Source organism: Stenotrophomonas sp. SrG, assembly GCF_050031795.1.
In the GTDB taxonomy this organism is placed as follows: domain Bacteria; phylum Pseudomonadota; class Gammaproteobacteria; order Xanthomonadales; family Xanthomonadaceae; genus Stenotrophomonas; species Stenotrophomonas rhizophila_A.
Map to the genome: position 1 here is coordinate 1 of NZ_JBNBBE010000240.1, position 274 is coordinate 274.

Annotated in this window: 1 protein-coding gene; it reads right to left on the reverse strand. The window is 73.4% G+C overall.

Features of this window, described 5'->3' with window-relative positions; genetic code table 11:
- The coding region (locus tag ACQG3P_RS19675; protein WP_426805980.1) for a cupin-like domain-containing protein at positions 1-245 on the reverse strand (245 nt) is incomplete at its 3' end.
- Between the last annotated feature and the right edge of the window lie 29 nt (positions 246-274).

Here is a 274-nt window from a genome sequence, read left to right on the forward strand (position 1 = left end):
TCGTTGTAGAACGGGCGCCCTTCGATCTCGGGGCCGCCGAAGGAGTACTGCACCGGCCGCCCGGCATCGAAACCGCGAAGGTAGGCCAACGCCTCCTGGGGGGCCCGTAAGCCGGCCTGCACCAGTGCCCAGTCGCGCGCGATGCCGCGCAGCACCACTGGCTCGCCGGCGGCCACCCGCGCCGCCAGCGGCAGCGCATCGGGCTGCAGGCCTTCCAGGGTGCGCATGGCAACGCCCTCCCCCATCGGTCAGTTCCTGCCCGTCGCGGTGGCGG